The 2791-nt window shown below is 68.3% G+C and carries 2 protein-coding genes; one reads left to right on the forward strand and one right to left on the reverse strand.

The features are described 5' to 3' along the window. Nucleotides 1-1065 (forward strand): MFS transporter (locus AC6RA4_RS24695; RefSeq protein WP_500164845.1); only part of this gene is annotated, 1065 nt, incomplete at its 5' end. Between the two features lie 38 nt (nt 1066-1103). Here AC6RA4_RS24695 and AC6RA4_RS24700 read toward each other — a convergent pair. Then, entirely contained in the window at nt 1104-2624 is a 1521-nt protein-coding gene (locus AC6RA4_RS24700; RefSeq protein ID WP_500164847.1) for a methyl-accepting chemotaxis protein, read from the reverse strand. Nucleotides 2625-2791: the final 167 nt, after the last annotated feature.

The following is a 2791-nucleotide window of genomic DNA, read 5'->3' on the forward strand; positions in this document are numbered from 1 at the left end:
CTGGTGATCACCAGCTTCGTGCTGGGCATGGGCATCGGCACGTTTTTCACCGGCCCGCTCTCGGACGTTTTCGGGCGCAAGCCGGTGTTGCTGGGGGGCGCGGCGCTTTACATCGGCATGTCGATCCTCGCCGCGAGCGAAGACACGCTCGAGATGTTGCTCTTCGCGCGGCTGATGCAGGGGCTGGGCGCCGCCGGGCCGCGGGTGGTGGCGCTCGCCATCGTGCGCGACCTCTATTCCGGGCGCGAGATGGCGCGGATCATGTCGTTCGTGATGATGGTCTTCACTCTGTTCCCGGCGCTGGCGCCGTCGATCGGGGCGGTGATCATCCAGGTCGTCGGGTGGCGCGGCATCTTCTGGGCCTTCGTCTTCTTTGCCGGGGTCGCCTCGCTCTGGCTGATGATCCGCCTGCCCGAAACCCATCCCCGCGAGAACCGGCGCCCGTTCTCCCTCGGCGCGTTCAAGGGCTCGCTGCGCGAGCTGTTCAGCCACCGGGTGGTGCTGATCTCGATCGCCGTGCAGGCGCTGATCTTCGCGATGCTGTTCTCGATGATTTCGACCGTACAGCAGATCTACGACATCAGCTTCGGCCGCGCCGACAGCTTCCCGCTCTGGTTCGGGGGTGTGGCGATCCTTGCCGCGTCCGCCAGTGTCCTGAACGCGGCGCTGGTGATGCGGCTCGGGATGCGCTTTCTCGTGACTGCGATGCTGGCGGTGCAGGTGGTGATGGCGGGCCTCACCCTCGCGCTCTTTGCCTTCGGCCTCTCGGGCACCCCCGGCTTTGCGCTGTTCCTGGTCTGGCAGCTCTCGGTGTTCTTCCAGATGGGCCTCACGGTCGGCAACATCAACGCCATCGCCATGGAGCCGGTGGGCCATATCGCCGGGCTTGCCGCGTCGGTGATCGGAGCGGTGGCGACGGTGACCGCGGTGGTCATCGCGGTGCCCAACGGGCTGATGTTCGACGGCACGCCGGTGCCGCTGGCGGCGGGGATCTTCGTCGAGGCGGTTCTGGCGCTGCTGCTGATGCGCTGGCTGCTGCGCGCCGAGGCCGCCGAGGCGCCCTGAGCTGCAAGTGCCGGGAGGGTGCTGCGCCACCCGCCCGCTCATGCCCGCTTTCGGTGATCGGCCAGCGCGCCGTCATCGCCCTCGAAATGGAACGCCCCCATATCGCCGAGCAGTTCGCGCGCGTGGCTGCGCAGCCGCAGCCCCATGGCGGCCATTTCTTCGCTCAGACCCGCCGTGTCCTGGGTTTCGGCGTCGAGCCGGGCCAGCGTCTGTGACAGCTCGGACATGCCGCCGGACTGGCTTCGGCTCTCGTCTCGGATCTGGGAGATCATGCCGCTGACCGCGCTAACCTCCTCGACGATGCTCGACAGACGCGCGCCGGCCTCGTTCACCAGCCGCGCACCGTTGGTCACCTGCGCCTCGCTGTCGAGGATCAGCGTCTTGACGCCGGCAGCCGCCTCGGAGGTGCGCTGCGCCAGCTGCCGGACCTCGGCGGCGACCACCGCAAAGCCCTTGCCGCTTTCGCCGGCACGCGCTGCCTCGACCCCGGCATTGAGCGCCAGCAGGTTGGTCTGGAACGAGATATCGTCGATCAGGTCGATGATCTTGCCGACCTCGGACGAGCTCTGCTCGATCAGGTTCATCGCCTCGATCGCCTCGTTGGTCACCGCGCCGCCCTGCTCGGCACTCTGGCGCGCGACGCTGGCGCGCTCGGAGGCGGTGCCGGCCTGATCGGCGGTGGCGTTCAGAGCACGGGTGATATCGCTCATGCTGTGGGTGGCGGCGCTGAGCTCATGCGCCTGCCGCTCGCTGCGCGACGACAGATCGCCGGTCACCGCCTCGAGCGCCTGCGCCTCTTCCTCGAAGCTAACCGCCTTGCTGCCGGCGCTGCGCAGCGCCTCCTCGAGCTGCCGGACAGCGCGGTTGAAATCGTGCCGCAGCGACTCGAACGCTTCTGGCATGGCGCTGCCGATGGCGCAGGAGAGGTCGCGGTCGGCCAGCCGGTGCAGGTGGCTGTTGAACAGCGCCACCACCTCGCGCGTCTCCTGTGCGGCGGCCTCGGCCCGCGCCTGCGCCGCGGCGGCCTTTTGGCTTTCATCCGCCAGCAGCTCGCGGCTTTCCTCGATCCGGCGCGTGGCGGCGTTGCGCTGCAGGATCGCCATGGTGAGAATGGCCGTCTCCATCACCACGATGCCCGCATGCAGCCCGGTGCGCATGACATTTTCGACCAGATCCGTCGAGGGATAGACCGCCGCCGGCAGCAGCAGCGTCAGCGACACGTGATGCACCGCCACGAGCCCTGCAGCGTAGAGCATCACGCTGACCCGGCCGAGCACAGACACCCCCGCCAGCATGACGAAATAGACCATGTGGGTGTCGATCTGCCACGGATGCATCTGGTAATCGGCGGTCAGCACCATGACCTCGGCCAGCACCGCGGTGGCGATCACGTAGTCGCGCAGGCGGGTGCGCAGCCGCAACGACACCAGCGCCACCAGCATCAGCCCGGTCGAGGCCAGCGTCGCGGGCATGCCGTAGCGCTGCAGGTAGATATCCGTCGCGACGAAAACCGGAAGCAGCATCCACCCCAGCAGCACCACGAGCGACGGCTCGCTCATGCCGCGACCCCAGGAAAGCAATCGGGCGATCATCGCAATCCTCCGCAAAACGACGCGATGGCGCGAGCATCGCGCACCGTCCAGGCGCCCAGCCGGCGCAGACGCGCCACCGGCGGCGCGGTGTCGAACACCGCCATCTACATCCTCGGCAAGCGGGCCGGCCGCAC

The organism is Salipiger sp., assembly GCF_059781815.1.

Excerpts from the sequence above, each read along its gene's own strand:
- AC6RA4_RS24700 (WP_500164847.1), bottom strand. The coding sequence starts at position 2,624 with ATGAGCGAGCCGTCGCTCGTGGTGCTGCTGGGGTGGATGCTGCTTCCG.